This is a genomic window from Agrobacterium sp. 6Ca8 (assembly GCF_055382765.1).
On sequence record NZ_AP026433.1, the window covers coordinates 2,077,802 to 2,093,008 of the forward strand.

Consider the following 15,207-nt stretch of genomic DNA (forward strand, 5'->3'; position numbering starts at 1 on the left):
ATCCACCATCGCCATCACAAGGCAATGGCTGTTATCTTAACCGGCAAAAACGGGAACGGCACAAGCTTTGCTTCGATAAAAACAAAACAGGTGAGGACGACACTTCATGGCAGCGGGTAAGAACTTGACGGTCAATGGCGACCGTCTGTGGGACAGTCTGATGGACATGGCGAAAATCGGCCCCGGCATTGCCGGCGGCAATAATCGCCGCACGCTGACGGATGAAGATGCTGAAGGCCGCAGCCTGTTCAAGCGCTGGTGCGAGGCGGCCGGCCTCACGATGGGCGTCGACAAGATGGGCACGATGTTCGCCACCCGCCCCGGCGAGGACCCGGATGCACTGCCGGTCTATATCGGCAGCCATCTCGACACCCAGCCAACCGGCGGCAAGTTCGATGGCGTTCTCGGCGTGCTGGCTGGACTGGAAGTCGTGCGAAGCCTGAACGATCTCAACATAAAGACGAAACACCCTGTTGTCGTTACCAACTGGTCCAACGAGGAAGGCGCTCGCTTTGCCCCGGCCATGCTGGCTTCCGGCGTCTTCGCCGGCATTCACGATCTCGATTACGCCTATAGCCGCACCGATACCGACGGCAAGACCTATGGCGACGAACTGAAGCGCATCGGCTGGCTGGGTGAGGAAGAGGTGGGCGCCCGCAAGATGCACGCCTATTTCGAATATCATATCGAACAGGGACCGATCCTCGAGGCGGAAGGCAAGCAGATCGGCGTCGTTACCCATGGTCAGGGCCTGTGGTGGCTGGAAGTGACGCTGACGGGCAAGGAAGCGCATACCGGCTCGACGCCGATGGCCATGCGCGTCAATGCCGGCCTCGCCGCCGCCCGCATCCTCGAAAAGGTGCAGGAAGCGGCGATGGCCCACCAGCCGGGCGCCGTCGCCGGCGTCGGCCAGATGATCTTTACGCCCAATTCCCGCAATGTGCTGCCCGGCAAGGTGGTTTTCACCATCGACCTCAGAACCCCCTCGCAGGCGAAACTCGACAACATGCGCGCCATCTTCGAACGCGAGGTGCCAGTTATTGCCGAAGAACTCGGCGTCGCCTGCTCAATCGAGGCCATCGGCCATTTCGATCCCGTCACCTTCGATCCGGTGCTGGTGGGCCGCGTGCGCGCTGCTGCCGAAAAGCTGGGCTACAGCCATATGGACATCATTTCCGGCGCGGGCCATGATGCTTGCTGGACGGCAAGGGTTGCACCCTCCACCATGATCTTCTGCCCCTGCGTGGACGGTCTTTCCCACAATGAAGCCGAAGACATCTCCTCCGAATGGGCCGCCGCGGGCTGCGACGTGCTGCTGCATGCGGTGCTGGAAACTGCGGAGATCGTGCAATGACCGCCACCATTATCAAGAACGGCACCATCGTCACCGCCGACCTGACCTACAAGGCCGATGTTAAAATCGAAGGCGGCAAGATCACAGAGATCGGACCCGATCTGACCGGCGGCACAGTGCTCGATGCCACGGGATGTTACGTCATGCCCGGCGGCATCGATCCGCATGTGCATCTGGAAATGCCCTTCATGGGCACATATTCCGCCGATGATTTCGAGAGTGGCACGCGTGCCGCCCTTGCCGGCGGCACGACCATGGTGGTGGATTTTTGTCTGCCCGATCCCGGCCAGTCGCTGCTCGATGCCCTGCAAAGATGGGACAACAAGGCAACGCGAGCCAACTGCGATTATTCCTTCCACATGGCCGTTACCTGGTGGGGCGAGCAGGTCTTCAACGAGATGAAGACTGTGGTTCAGGAAAAGGGCATCAATTCGTTCAAGCACTTCATGGCCTACAAGGGCGCGTTGATGGTGAATGACGACGAGATGTTCGCCTCCTTCTCGCGCTGCGCCGAGCTTGGCGCCATTCCCTTCGTGCATGCGGAAAACGGCGATATCGTTGCGCAGATGCAGGAAAAGCTGATGGCGGAAGGCAATGTCGGCCCGGAAGCGCATGCCTATTCCCGGCCGCCCTCCGTCGAAGGTGAGGCCACCAACCGCGCCATCATCATCGCCGATATGGCCGGTGCGCCGCTTTATGTCGTTCATACATCCTGCGAGCAGGCACATGAAGCCATCCGCCGTGCGCGTCAGAACGGCATGCGCGTTTATGGCGAACCGCTGATCCAGCACCTGATCCTCGATGAAAGCGAATACGCCAATGCCGACTGGGACCATGCTGCCCGCCGGGTCATGTCGCCACCCTTCCGCAACCGCCAGCATCAGGATAGCCTCTGGGCGGGTCTCGCCTCCGGCTCGCTGCAATGCGTGGCGACCGACCATTGCGCCTTCACCACCGACCAGAAACGCTTCGGCCTCGGTGATTTCCGCAAGATCCCCAATGGCACCGGCGGGCTGGAAGATCGCATGCCGCTGCTCTGGACCCATGGCGTGGCGACCGGCCGGCTGACGATGAACGAATTCGTCGCCGTCACCTCCACCAACATTGCGAAAATCCTCAACATCTATCCGAAAAAGGGCGCGATCCTCGTCGGCAGCGATGCCGATCTCGTCGTCTGGGACCCGGCGCGGGAAAAGACCATCCGCGCGGAAAACCAGCAATCGGCCATCGATTACAACGTGTTCGAAGGACAGAAGGTCAAGGGCCTGCCGCGCTTCACCCTGTCGCGCGGCATCGTCAGCATCGAGGAAAGCACGGTCAAGACGCAGGAAGGTCACGGCACGTTCGTCGCCCGTGATCCCTATCCCGCCGTCAGCAAGGCGCTGTCCACATGGAAAGAGCTCGTCGCGCCACGCAAGGTGGAACGCAGCGGCATTCCGGCATCGGGTGTATGACCTTGAGCACCGATCCGAAACGCGAAATCGTCATCGCTGCCGCCGTTCTCCTGAATGCGCGGCGGCAAATGCTTGTCGTGCGCAAGCGCGGCACCACGCAATTCATGCAGCCGGGCGGCAAGATCGATCCGGGTGAAACGCCTGAGCAGGCGCTTCACCGTGAACTTGCCGAGGAAATCGGCCTCACGCTTCCTGAAAATGCCGCGCGATACGAGGGCATCTTTCGGGAGGAGGCCGCCAATGAGACAGGGGCGGAGGTCGTGGCCCATGCCTTCGTCGCCCAACTGAATATCGACGTTACCCCGCAGGCCGAGATAGAGGAGGTGCGCTGGCTCGATCTGGATGCGGCCTCCAATCTGCCGATCGCCAAACTCACGGAAACACGTATGCTGCCGCTGGCACGCGCAGCCCTGACGGAAAGTGGAAACAAGCCACGATGAACCAAGCCTCGTCCTATTCCGTCGTTTCCGCCAGAAATCTCGGCCTCACCTTCGAAACCGGCGATGGCCCGGTGCACGCGCTTTCCAATGTCGATCTGGAAGTGGGCAAGGGCGAGTTCGTCTCCTTCATCGGCCCTTCCGGCTGCGGTAAGACCACGTTCCTGCGGGTGATTGCCGATCTCGAAAAGCACACATCCGGCGATATCACCGTCAATGGCACCACGCCGGAAAACGCCCGCAAGGACCGGTCCTACGGCTATGTCTTTCAGGCCGCCGCACTCTATCCGTGGCGGACCATCGAAAAGAACATTGCACTGCCGCTCGAAATCATGGGCTATACGAAGGCCGAACAGAGGGAGCGCATCGACCGCACGCTCGATCTCGTCAATCTCAGCGGTTTCAGCAAGAAATACCCATGGCAGCTTTCCGGCGGCATGCAGCAGCGCGCCTCCATCGCCCGAGCGCTGGCCTTCGATGCCGACCTGCTGTTGATGGACGAACCCTTCGGCGCATTGGACGAGATCGTCCGCGACCATCTGAACGAACAGCTGCTGAAACTGTGGGATACGACCGGCAAGACCATCTGCTTCGTCACCCATTCCATCCCGGAAGCCGTTTATCTCTCGACCAAGATCGTCGTGATGTCACCACGGCCCGGCCGCGTGACGGATATCATCGAATCCACGCTGCCAAGGGAAAGGCCGCTTGAGATCAGGGAGACGCCGGAATTTCTGGCAATTGCGCATCGCGTGCGTGAGGGATTGAAGGCGGGGCATAGCTATGAGGGGTGAGGTCAGCGCCAGCACTACCCCCCTCTGCCCTGCCGGGCATCTCCCCCACAAGGGGGGAGATCGGCAAGGGGCGCACTCTCCTCTCAATTTTCGAGCCTGGAGATTGCCGAGACCTATCCACGATTGGATCTCCCCCCTGGTGGGGGAGATGTCCGGCAGGACAGAGGGGGGTAACTCCCATCAACCGAGGGCAACCCGATGACCCTCCTCCGCCACCGCGTCCTCCCCATCCTCACCGTCCTCCTCGCCATCCTCATCGTCTGGCACCTTTGCGTCATCTACCTCAACATGCCCTTCGTCCGCGATCAGGCAAACCGCGCCGGCCAGACGCCGAGCTTCATGGAGCTTCTGCCGCAAACCTTCGCACAGGAGCGCCCGGTTCTCCCCGCCCCGCACCAGATCATCGCGGAACTGTGGGACACCACCGTCAACAAGGCGATCACCTCCAAGCGCAGCCTCGTTTATCACGCGGGCGTCACGCTTTCGGCCACGCTCCTCGGTTTCGCCATCGGCGCGGTGCTCGGCATCCTGCTTGCCGTCTCCATCATCCACAATCGTGCCATGGACCGCTCGGTCATGCCGTGGATCATCGCCAGCCAGACCATTCCAATCCTTGCCGTCGCGCCGATGATCATCGTCGTCCTGAATTCCATCGGCATTTCCGGGCTGTTGCCCAAGGCGCTGATTTCCACCTATCTCTCGTTCTTCCCGATTGTCGTCGGCATGGTGAAGGGCCTCAGAAGCCCCGAAACCATCCAGCTGGACCTGATGCACACCTATAATGCCTCGCCCGCACAAATCTTCTGGAAGCTGCGCTGGCCGTCTGCCCTGCCCTATCTCTTCACCTCGCTGAAGATCGCCATCGCGATTGCGCTGGTCGGGGCCATCGTCGGCGAATTGCCGACGGGCGCCGTCGCCGGTCTCGGCGCGCGTCTGCTCTCCGGCTCCTATTACGGCCAGACCGTGCAGATATGGGCAGCGCTGTTCATGGCCGCCGGTGTGGCCGCCATTCTGGTATCGATCATCGGCATCGCCCACGCTGCCGTCCTCAAGAGAATGGGAGCGCGGCCATGACAAATCCCGTCTGGTTTATTGGCGCAATCCTGTTCTGGCTTGCCGCCTGGGCCTCCAACGAATGGCTGGTGCGCCACACCTTCGCATCACAGTCGGCAAAGCGAATGAGCCGCATGGCCGTACCGCTTCTCTTCGGGCTGGCCATTCTCGCGCTTTGGGAAGGTGTGGTGCGCGGCTTCTCCGTCCCACCCATCCTGTTGCCTGCCCCGAGCGCCATCCTCGCCCGCCTTCTCGGCTCGCTACCGATCCTCTGGGCGGATTTCCGCCAGACCTTCCTCAAATCGGTGCTGACGGGTTATGTGCTCGGCTGCGGCCTAGGTTTCCTCGTCGCCATCCTCATCGACCGCTCGCCTTTCCTGCAACGCGGGCTTCTGCCCATCGGCAATTTCGTCTCCGCCCTGCCGGTCGTCGGCATCGCTCCCATCATGGTCATGTGGTTCGGTTTCGACTGGCAGTCGAAAGTGGCTGTCGTCGTCATCATGACGTTTTTCCCGATGCTGGTGAACACGGTTCAAGGGCTTGCTGCCTCCAGCCACATGGAACGCGACCTGATGCGCACCTATGCCGCAGGCTGGGGGCAGACATTGCTGAAACTGCGCCTGCCCGCCGCCTGGCCCTTCATCTTCAACGCCCTGAAGATCAATTCCACACTGGCGCTGATCGGCGCCATCGTCGCGGAATTCTTCGGCACGCCCATCGTCGGCATGGGTTTTCGCATCTCGGCGGAAATGGGCCGCAGCAATGTCGATATGGTCTGGGCAGAAATTGCCGTGGCGGCGCTCGCAGGCTCAGGATTTTATGGTCTGGTGGCGCTCATCGAGCGCGCCGTCACCTTCTGGCATCCGTCCGTCCGTGGGGGACGAACGTAAATAACGAAAAAGGGAACAGCGATGAAAATGAAACTTGCCTCCATGCTTCTTGCCGGCGCGTCACTTCTGAGCGCATTTGAGGCTCAGGCGGCCGACAAGATCACCCTGCAGCTGAAATGGGTCACCCAGGCACAGTTCGCCGGTTATTACGTCGCCAAGGACAAGGGCTTTTATGAAGCCGAAGGCCTCGATGTCGATATCAAGCCGGGCGGTCCGGATATTGCGCCTGCGCAGGTTCTGGCCGGCGGTGGCGCGGATGTGATCGTCGACTGGATGCCATCGGCACTCGCCACCCGCGAAAAGGGCGTGCCGCTCGTCAACATCGCCCAGCCGTTCAAAACGTCAGGCATGATGCTGACCTGCCTCAAGGAAACCGGCATTACCAAGCCGGAAGATTTCAAGGGCAAGACGCTCGGCGTCTGGTTCTTCGGCAATGAATATCCGTTCCTGTCGTGGATGGCGCACCTGAAAATTCCGACCACCGGCGGCGCGGATGGCGTCACCGTCCTCAAGCAGGGTTTCAACGTCGATCCGCTGCTGCAAAAGCAGGCCGCCTGCATTTCCACCATGACCTATAATGAATACTGGCAGGTCATTGACGCCGGCATCAAGCCGGAGGAACTCGTCACCTTCAAATATGAGGACGAAGGCGTGGCAACGCTGGAGGACGGGCTCTACGTTCTCGAAGACAAGCTGAAGGACGCCAAGTTCAAGCAAGACATGGTCAAATTCGTCCGCGCTTCCATGAAGGGCTGGAAGTGGGCGGAAGAACACCCTGACGATGCAGCAGGTATCGTTCTTGAAAATGACGCCTCCGGCGCCCAGACCGAAAAGCACCAGAAGCGCATGATGGGCGAAGTCGCCAAGCTGACCGCTGGCTCGAAGGGCGCGCTGGACAAGGCGGATTACGAGCGCACCGTCAAGACGCTGCTCGGCGGCGGTTCCGATCCCGTCATCACCAAGGAGCCGACAGGCGCCTACACCACTGAAATCACCGATGCGGGGCTGAAATAGTCACGTCGAAGCCGAAAACATGGAAACGCGCGGCCATCACCGCGCGTTTTTTTGCGCGCTGGTGACCCGTTTGATGAATTACAACACTCGGAGATATACAAAAATGTATATCAACCCTCGGGGCTATGCGGATTGATTTGTATAGCAACAACAATTAGAGTCCCCGCCAACAAGACTGCCGAATTTGATCTTGTAAAAAAGCACGAGGCAAAGGTGCTTAAGATTCGCGTTGAGGGGCGTTTGAATCGGGAGGATCGAGAAGGAAGTATTGTGATCCCTTGTTTCACATTCGTTGCCGCATGACCTTTTAAAACACGCCTTCAGGCTGAAGGACATGCGATCGAATATTGCGCGAGCCAAGACACATGCAGCATAAAGTCACGTTTAACCGCTTTGTTTTCCTTCTTCTTTCCGCAACGGCCCTGCCATTTTCGGCCGTGGCCGAGGGAGAAGTGCCGGAACCGGTCAAACAGCAGAACCTGCCTTCCATCATCGTCGCACACGCCGCAACACGCGATCTCGTGGACCGCATCATCGCCACCGGCACCATCAGGCCCGTCGACGAAATTTATGTACAGCCGCTGGTCGACGGACTGTCGATCGACGAACTGAACGTCGATATCGGCGACAGGGTCGAGGCGAATGCGGTTCTGGCCGTGCTTTCCTCGGACAGTCTTCTCCTGCAAAAAAGCCAGCTTGAGGCCAACAGGGCCAAGGCGCAGGCCGCCGTTGCGCAATCCAAGGCGCAGGTTTTGGAGGCTGAGGCCAACAAGGCGGATGCCCTTCGCCAGCGCGACCGCGCCGCCAAGCTCGGCCAGAGCGGTTCCGGTTCCGTCTCCGAGACGGAAAAAACCGAGGCCGCTGCCCAGGTTGCGCAGGCACGCCTTGATGCCGCCAAGCAGACCGTTTCCGCCGGAGAGGCAGACATCAAGGTCGTGGACGCGCAGATTGACGACATCAATCTGAAACTGACGCGCACGGGTGTGAAAACCCCCGTCACCGGCATCGTTTCCGCCAAGAATGCCAAGGTCGGCGCCATCGCCAGCGGCGCCGGAAACCCGCTTTTCACGATCATCAAGGACGGCGCGATCGAGCTCGTCGCCGATCTTTCCGAGACCGACATCCAGCGGGTGAAGGCCGGCCAGAAAGCTTTCTTGACGGTTGCCGGCGGAGCCAAAAAAATTGAGGGCAAGGTGCGTCTCGTTTCGCCGACCGTCGATCCGGCAACGCGCCTTGGTTCCGTGCATGTTGTGCTGCCGACGGACAGCCCGGCACGGTCGGGGATGTATGCCAGCGCTGAGATCATCGTAAAAGAGACGAACGCGCTTGCCCTGCCGCTTTCGGCCGTCACCTCCGGGCGTGAAGGCTCGACCACCCGCAAGGTGGAAGGCGACATCGTCAAGCAGGTGAAGATCGAGACCGGCATTGAAGACAGCGGTTTCATCGAGATTGTCAGCGGACTTGCCGCTGGTGACAAGGTTGTCGAGAAAGCTGGAGCATTCGTGCGTGATGGTGACCGGATAAGACCGGTGGAAGCCCAGACGGCTGCGTCCAACTGACTGAGGGAATGAAATGAACTTCTCCGCATGGTCAATCCGTAACCCGATTGCGCCGCTTCTCGGCTTCGCGCTTTTGATGTTCCTCGGCATCCAGGCCTTCAACGCCCTGCCGATCACCCGTTTTCCGAATATCGACGTTCCCGTCGTTGCCGTCACCGTGACCCAGAGCGGCGCTTCGCCGTCCGAGCTGGAGATGCAGGTGACGAAGGAGATCGAAGACGCTGTCGCCGCCATTAGCGGCGTCGACGAAATCCAGTCGACCGTCACCGACGGACAATCCCTGACAACCGTCGTCTTCCGCATCGAAAAGCCGACGGAAGAGGCGGTTCAGGACGTCAAGGACGCTATCGACAAGATCCGCAGCGATCTGCCATCCGACATCGAAGTGCCTGTTGTCAGCAAGATCGACGTGGAAGGCCAGGCAATCCAGACCTTTGCCGTCTCCTCGCCGAACATGACGCTGGAAGAACTGTCCTGGTTCGTGGATGACACCATCAAGCGTTCGCTGCAGGGCAAGTCCGGCATCGGCAAGGTCGACCGTTATGGCGGCGCAGACCGCGAAGTGCGCGTTTCGCTCAGCCCCGAAAAGCTCGACGCCTACGGCATCACCGCAAGCGAAGTGAACGGCCAGCTGCGCGGCACCAATATCGACCTCGGCTCCGGCCGCGGCCAGGTTGGCGGCAACGAACAGACGATCCGCACGCTCGGCGACACCCGCGATGTCACCCAGCTTGCCAACACCACCATCGCGCTCTCCAATGGCCGTTTCGTAAAGCTCGCCGAACTCGGCACCGTCACGGACACCTATGAGGAGCAGAAGTCCTTCTCGCGCTTCAACGGCAACCCCGCTGTTACCTTTGCGGTGTTCCGCTCCAAGGGCGCCAGCGAGGTTTCGGTCGCCAAAACCGTGGCCGAAAGCCTCGATCAGGTCCGCAAGGACCATCCCGACGTCGCGATCCAGATGGTCGATGACGCCGTCTACTTCACCTATGGCAACTATACGGCAGCGCTCGATACGCTGATCGAAGGCGCGGTCCTCGCCGTCATCGTGGTTCTGCTGTTCCTCAGGAACTGGCGCGCTACCCTGATTGCCGCCGTGGCCCTGCCGCTCTCCGCGATCCCGACATTCTGGATCATGGACATCATGGGCTTCTCGCTCAACCTCGTCAGCTTCCTCGCATTGACGCTCGCCACGGGTATTCTCGTGGACGACGCCATCGTGGAAATCGAGAACATCGCCCGCCACATCAAGATGGGCAAGACGCCGTATCGCGCCTCGCTGGAAGCCGCAGACGAAATCGGCCTTGCCGTCATCGCCACCAGCTTCACCATCATCGCCGTCTTCGTACCCGTGTCGTTCATGCCCGGCATTCCCGGCCAGTACTTCATCCAGTTCGGTCTGACGGTCGCCTTCTCGGTGTTCTTCTCGCTGGCGGTCGCCCGTCTCATCACGCCCTTGATGGCCGCCTACCTGATGCGCGCCGAAGACGCGATGGACGACCATGCCGACAATGACGGCTGGCTGATGAAAGCCTATACGCGCATGGTTTCCGCCACCACCTCCAAATGGTGGGCGCGTTACCTGACGCTGGTCGGCGCCATCGGCTTCCTCATTGCTTCCGTCATGCTTCTAAGCCAGGTGCCGGGCAGCTTCCTGCCGCCGGACGACGCCTCGCGCGTAACGCTTTCGGTGGAACTGCCGCCCAATGCGACGCTGGACGAGACAGACCGGACGACGACCGAAATCTTCCACGCCATCCGCGATATCAACGGTGTGGAAAGCGTCTTCATCCTCGGCGGCGCCTCGCCCAAGGGCGATCTGGAGCTTCGCCGCGCCACCGTCAACGTCATTCTTCAGCATATCGACCATTCGCTGCTGAAAACCCTTGTCAACAAGGGTCTCGGCTCGCTTCCGCTTGTCGGCCAATATCTTCCGAAGATCGAGGAAAAGGGCCGTGTCCGTCCGCAGTGGGATGTGGAGCGGGATATCTTCGCCAAGGTCCACAGCATTCCGGATGTGCGCATCATCAAGCTGAACGACCGCGCGGAACGCGAACTGAGCTTCAACTTCCTCTCGTCCAACGAGAAGGATCTGAACGACGCCGTCGGCATTCTCGAAAGCCGCCTGCGCGCCTCGCCCATCCTTGCCAATGTCAGCTCGGAGGGAGCGCTTCCCCGTCCTGAACTGCAGATCCGCCCGCGCAAGGACGAGATCGCCCGCCTCGGAATCACGCCGCAGCAGATTTCGCAGACGGTGCGTGTCGCCACCATCGGTGACATCGACGCACAGTTGACGAAAATCTCGCTGGACGACCGGCAGATCCCGATCCGCGTGCAGGCATCCATCGATACCCGCCGTGACCTCGCCACCATCCGCGCGCTGAAGGTCAAGACCGCATCCGGTTCGCTGGTGCCGCTCTACAGTGTTGCCGATATTGACTATTCGGAAGGTCCAAGCTCGATCAAGCGCAACGACCGCAACCGCGTCGTCTCCATCGGCTCCGATGTACCGTTCGGCACAGCGCTCGATACGTCTACGGCGGAGTTCAAGCGGATCGTTTCGGAAACCGAACTGCCGGCAAGCGTTCGCCTTGCCGAAAGCGGTGATGCCAAGGTGCAGGGCGAAATGCAGCAGGGCTTCGTCAACGCCATGCTGCTCGGCCTGCTGTTGGTGCTGGTGGTGCTTATCCTTCTGTTCAAGGATATCATCCAGCCCTTCACCATCCTGTTCTCGCTGCCACTCGCCATTGGCGGCGTGGCCGTGGCGCTCATCATCACGCAGAACGCGCTTTCGATGCCCGTTCTCATCGGCATTCTGATGCTGATGGGTATCGTGACGAAAAACGCCATCCTTCTGGTGGACTTCGCCATTGAAATGCGCCGGCACGGCATGGAACGGGTGCATGCCATGGTCGAGGCCGGCCGCAAGCGCGCCCGCCCGATCATCATGACCTCCATCGCCATGTCGGCGGGCATGTTGCCCTCGGCACTTGGCGTCGGCGAAGGCGGCTCCTTCCGCGCGCCGATGGCGATTGCAGTGATCGGTGGCATCATCGTCTCCACGGTGCTGTCCCTGATCGTGGTCCCCGCCTTCTTCCTGATCATGGATGACCTGTCGCGCCTGCTCGCCCACCTCTTCGGCCGCTTCGTCGGCAAGAAGGAAGAGGAGGAAGAGTCGCTCTCCAACGAAAAACTCTCGGAGATCGCCCGCGAAAACAGCCTGGCGCTCTCCTCGCTGGAAGCGCGCGTCGCCGGCATGGAAAAAGGCTCCGGTGAAAAATCCGGTGACAAGGGCAGCAATATATTGCGGTTGCCGCCGCTCGCTGCCGAGTGAAAGTTAAAACGCCGGGTCCAGTGCCCGGCGTTTCCTTTTGTGGTGAGTTTGCTTGGTCGCGACTGCGTTGCGGCTGGCTTCTTCTCCACGCCGGGGAGAAGAGATAGGCCGCACCCGCTCGCTCCACATTTCCCTGCTCCCCGCACAACAACGCCAAACCCATTTGATCGAAATCAATTCGCTTTTCAGGTGAACTGCTAATCTCCCTCGCATCGGGAATTGCCGGTCGAAGGATAATGCGATGAGCTCTTTTCAGATAGGCGTGAGGGAAAAGGAACATCCCCGGTTTCGTATCGCTTCGGACAACCCGGCAAAAGGTTTGAGCGGGAGCCGGATGGACGTGAACAAGACCGTAAAGCTGAGCAACAGGGACAGGAACATTCTGCTGCGCGTGCCCCTGATAGGGATTGCGGATGAAGCGGCGGCGTTGAAACTGATGGAGGCGGCAACCGTCACCAATCTCAATGCCCGCCATGTGCTCTTCAAGGAGGGCGAGGCAGCGCAATATTTCTACTGTGTGCTGTCGGGCTATGTCCGCCTTTACCGGCTGGACAGGCACGGGCGCGAGGCGGATGTGCGTGTCAGCGGTCCGGGCGATACCTTCAACGAATGCCTGATCTTCGGCAGCGACAGCTATCGTTACAGCGCGCAGGCGGCGGAAAGCTGCACCGTGGCGCGTTTCGAACTGGCAAGAATCCGCAGCCTTGTGGATCAGGAACCGGCAATCGCCAAGGCCGTGATGCGCTGCCTCTCCAACAGCCTGCTCGGCACCATGGATTGCATTGCCAACGACCGGCTGCAAACCGCGCCGCAACGCGTTGCCCATTACCTGATCAATCAGGGGCCTCGCGACGCTACGTCCTTTTCGCTGCGTCTGCCGTTCCAGAAAAGCCTGCTCGCCGGCAAGCTCGGCCTTGCGCCGGAAGCGCTGTCGCGCGCTTTCTCCGCACTGAAAAAGGCGGGCGTCACCGTTCGCGGCCGCATCGTGCAGGTCAATGATGTCGCGGCGCTGAAGCAGATTTGAAGAAGTACCGGGGAGAGGAAGAGGACGGGACGCCTACGGGTATCCCGTCCTCTAATTTTTTGTCGAGCAGGATATCAGACCGGCTGCGGCACGAAGCGGAAGCGATCGCCCTCTCGCTCGACGCGGAAAAACCCGCCAAGATGGCCGCCGGAAACCAGCCAGCCGTGATCGGCAACCTGGGTCAGCGCATCGAGACGTGTCGAGTATGCGGTTTCGGAATCGATATCATAGACGAAACCGATACCCGGATCGTCCGCCTGCAACGCGCTCACATGCAGCACATCGCCCCACAATAACAGCCGGTCATCGCCGTTACCGATGAGATAGCCGGTATGGCCAGGCGTATGGCCGGGCATGGCGATGGCTTCCATACCCTCGGCAATCCTGCCAGTTGGGATTGGCCGCAGCATGGCACCACAAATGTCGAGCAGCCGGGCGGCAATATCGAAGGCGCCCTGCCGCGCAGCCGGCAATGTCTTGCGCGCATCCTCGCTGGTGAAAAAGGCAAGATCGGCCTCGGGCACCCATATGTCCGCATTGGGAAAATAAGGCAGGTCGCCGTCGATAAGTCCCAGCGCATGGTCGCCGTGAATATGGGTGAGGATAACACGGCTGACATCATCAGGCTGGATCCCAGCGGCAATCATCCCCGCACGGGCATGGCCGTAGGTCGGCCCCCAGGCCGTGCCGCAACCGGTGTCTATCAGCGAAATACCATCAGGCCCTGACAGCACAAAACAGTTGACGTCCATATCCACCGTTTCGCCCTCATGCCCGGCAAGCGCCGCCGCCAGCGCATCCGCGCCCTGCCGGTGGATCAGGTGGCCGACAGGCGCCTTGTAGACACCATCGACAAAGCGGGAAACGTCATAGGAACCAAAACGGAGGGGCGTGGTCATGTCTCAGAGACCGCCCTGCTCTTTCAGGAAACCGACGATGCGATCGACACCCTCGCCGCGCTTCATGTCGGTAAAGACGAAAGGCATGGCATTGCGCATGCGGGTGGCGTCACTGTCCATCACCGTCAGATCAGCGCCGACGTAAGGGGCAAGGTCTTTCTTGTTGATGACCAGCAGGTCCGAGCGGGTGATGCCCGGCCCGCCCTTGCGCGGAATTTCCTCGCCCTGACAGACGGAGATCACATAGATGGTGATATCGGCAAGATCGGGCGAGAAAGTCGCCGCAAGATTGTCGCCACCGGATTCGATGAAGACAACATCGAGATCGGGAAAGCGCGCATTGAGACCGGCAATCGCCTGCAGATTGATCGTCGCATCCTCACGGATGGCGGTATGCGGACATCCGCCCGTCTCCACTCCAACGATACGCTCGGACGGCAGCGCCTGCATGCGCACCAGCGCTTCCGCATCTTCCTTGGTGTAGATATCGTTGGTAACGACGGCGACGGAGTAATCGGCGCTCATCGCCTTGCAAAGCTTTTCCGTCAGCGCGGTCTTGCCGGAACCGACCGGCCCGCCAATGCCGACGCGCAGCGGACCGTTGCCCGATTTCATGCCCGATGTCACAACCATGTTCCCTTCAATATGCTTTAATGTTGTCCCACCATAACGCTTCGCACAACCGCTTCAAGGGCGGCAATGCTGCATTGCGGCGAGATATTCAGGAGCGGAAAAGCCGCGTTCCCTGCATTTCGTGCCGCATGGTCGCGGTGTCGGCGATAACAGTGGCGCTGCCGAGATCGTCGAGCGTGGATTGCACGGCCCGTGCCGCCATTTCGCCGATCGTCGCCTCGCTTGCGGCGAGAATGGCAACGCCATCCTTCTGCCCCGCGACGCCGAGGCGGATACCGGCGGAGACGATCTGCGAGACACCGGCATGCAGGAATGCGGCAAGCGTTTCCCGAAGCGGCACGCCATGCCCTGCCGCCACCGCACCTATGGCAACAGGATAAGGAACCTCTTTCGGCAACAGCTCAAGAACCGCGTGCGGCCAGGCGCCGGCGGCGGAAACGAAGGCATCGCCGAGGAGCACCGTCTCGCGGTAGCGCTCCGCAGAACCGGCGAGCGCGCGAGCCAGATCCGCCGCTTCACTCAGGGCGACGGCGTCCGTTCCATTACGCCAGGCATCAGCCAGAAATACCGCATCGTTCCACAGACTGCCGGAACGCAGAAGCACCTCCACCCAGCCGTGAAGACCGGCGGCATCACTGACGCGCCGGTCCTCCACCGCCTTTTCAAGGCCGCCAGAATAGGAAAAGCCGCCGACAGGAAAGGCCGGCGACATCCAGGCCATGAGCCGCAGCAGCGCGGCAACGCCGCGATCTTCGCTCATGC

13 protein-coding genes are annotated in these 15,207 nt (G+C 60.6%); 10 read left to right on the forward strand and 3 right to left on the reverse strand.

Annotated elements, in window-relative coordinates; genetic code table 11:
• Positions 1 to 106: 106 nt before the first annotated feature.
• The 10 genes from ACZ5A6_RS10305 (at position 107) to ACZ5A6_RS10350 (ending at position 12,913) form a co-directional block, all read left to right on the forward strand.
• On the forward strand, positions 107 to 1,354 hold the full coding sequence (locus tag ACZ5A6_RS10305; RefSeq protein WP_003513870.1) for a Zn-dependent hydrolase: 1,248 nt from the start codon (positions 107 to 109) through the stop codon (positions 1,352 to 1,354).
• The gene (gene hydA, locus ACZ5A6_RS10310; protein WP_025594312.1) at positions 1,351 to 2,808 is read left to right on the forward strand and encodes a dihydropyrimidinase; all 1,458 of its coding nucleotides are present in this window, start codon (positions 1,351 to 1,353) and stop codon (positions 2,806 to 2,808) included. The genes ACZ5A6_RS10305 and hydA overlap by 4 nt, the downstream gene beginning before the upstream one ends.
• Positions 2,805 to 3,248, forward strand: coding sequence for an NUDIX hydrolase (locus ACZ5A6_RS10315; RefSeq protein ID WP_019565127.1), 444 nt, complete (start codon positions 2,805 to 2,807; stop codon positions 3,246 to 3,248). Before hydA ends, ACZ5A6_RS10315 begins: the two co-directional genes overlap by 4 nt.
• Positions 3,245 to 4,039 carry an ABC transporter ATP-binding protein gene (locus ACZ5A6_RS10320; RefSeq protein WP_003513873.1) on the forward strand — a complete coding sequence of 265 codons (795 nt, stop codon included), beginning with the start codon at positions 3,245 to 3,247 and terminating at the stop codon, positions 4,037 to 4,039. The genes ACZ5A6_RS10315 and ACZ5A6_RS10320 overlap by 4 nt, the downstream gene beginning before the upstream one ends.
• A 198-nt stretch (positions 4,040 to 4,237) precedes the next feature.
• Positions 4,238 to 5,113, forward strand: a complete 876-nt coding sequence (locus ACZ5A6_RS10325) for an ABC transporter permease (RefSeq protein ID WP_019565125.1) — start codon at positions 4,238 to 4,240, stop codon at positions 5,111 to 5,113.
• Positions 5,110 to 5,982, forward strand: a complete 873-nt coding sequence (locus ACZ5A6_RS10330) for an ABC transporter permease (RefSeq protein WP_013636703.1) — start codon at positions 5,110 to 5,112, stop codon at positions 5,980 to 5,982. Before ACZ5A6_RS10325 ends, ACZ5A6_RS10330 begins: the two co-directional genes overlap by 4 nt.
• Before the next feature lie 21 nt (positions 5,983 to 6,003).
• Complete coding sequence (locus tag ACZ5A6_RS10335) at positions 6,004 to 6,996, forward strand: ABC transporter substrate-binding protein (RefSeq protein WP_174060989.1); 993 nt, start codon at positions 6,004 to 6,006, stop codon at positions 6,994 to 6,996.
• A gap of 365 nt (positions 6,997 to 7,361) precedes the next feature.
• Positions 7,362 to 8,555, forward strand: coding sequence for an efflux RND transporter periplasmic adaptor subunit (locus tag ACZ5A6_RS10340; RefSeq protein ID WP_003513881.1), 1,194 nt, complete (start codon positions 7,362 to 7,364; stop codon positions 8,553 to 8,555).
• 13 nt (positions 8,556 to 8,568) lie between these two features.
• A complete protein-coding gene (locus ACZ5A6_RS10345; protein WP_038491998.1) occupies positions 8,569 to 11,889 on the forward strand; it encodes an efflux RND transporter permease subunit in 3,321 nt (1,106 codons plus the stop codon).
• A 334-nt stretch (positions 11,890 to 12,223) separates the two neighbouring features.
• The gene (locus ACZ5A6_RS10350) at positions 12,224 to 12,913 is read left to right on the forward strand and encodes a Crp/Fnr family transcriptional regulator (RefSeq protein WP_019565122.1); all 690 of its coding nucleotides are present in this window, start codon (positions 12,224 to 12,226) and stop codon (positions 12,911 to 12,913) included.
• 74 nt (positions 12,914 to 12,987) lie between these two features.
• Here ACZ5A6_RS10350 and aidB read toward each other — a convergent pair whose 3' ends face one another.
• The 3 genes from aidB to ACZ5A6_RS10365 all read right to left on the reverse strand — a co-directional run bounded on the left by aidB (position 12,988) and on the right by ACZ5A6_RS10365 (position 15,205).
• Positions 12,988 to 13,812 carry an AidB family quorum-quenching N-acyl homoserine lactonase gene (gene aidB / locus ACZ5A6_RS10355; protein WP_174060988.1) on the reverse strand — a complete coding sequence of 275 codons (825 nt, stop codon included), beginning with the start codon at positions 13,810 to 13,812 and terminating at the stop codon, positions 12,988 to 12,990.
• 3 nt (positions 13,813 to 13,815) lie between these two features.
• Positions 13,816 to 14,427 (reverse strand): urease accessory protein UreG, encoded by a 612-nt coding sequence (gene ureG, locus ACZ5A6_RS10360; RefSeq protein ID WP_013636707.1) that lies wholly within the window; start codon positions 14,425 to 14,427, stop codon positions 13,816 to 13,818.
• Between the two features lie 106 nt (positions 14,428 to 14,533).
• Complete coding sequence (locus ACZ5A6_RS10365) at positions 14,534 to 15,205, reverse strand: urease accessory protein UreF (protein WP_162691962.1); 672 nt, start codon at positions 15,203 to 15,205, stop codon at positions 14,534 to 14,536.
• Positions 15,206 to 15,207 lie beyond the last annotated feature (2 nt).